General features: G+C 58.0%; 1 pseudogene. It reads right to left on the reverse strand.

What is annotated here, in order from left to right:
• Window positions 1-257, reverse strand: a pseudogene (locus SB822_RS58720) (hypothetical protein); the annotation flags it as partial.

Raw genomic sequence — 257 nt, forward strand, 5'->3', positions numbered from 1 at the left:
GAGCGCCATGATCTGACTCTGCTGGCGGGGCGTCAGTCCACGCTTGATCCAGACGAAACCGGCGCCACTTTTCAAGCGCTTATATGTCGCTTCCCAATCAAGATCAGGCAGCACCGTCGACAGCATTTCGATGGTTTCGTCGGGATCTACGATCTTGCGCGGCTCTGCATAGAGCGAAGCAGTCTTGATGTCGGTCGCGAGGATTTCGCCGTTGCGGTCGAGAATATCCGGGCGCGACGCGAGCTGATGAACCGACG

This window comes from Paraburkholderia sp. SIMBA_054 (assembly GCF_046534875.1).
Taxonomy (GTDB): domain Bacteria; phylum Pseudomonadota; class Gammaproteobacteria; order Burkholderiales; family Burkholderiaceae; genus Paraburkholderia; species Paraburkholderia hospita.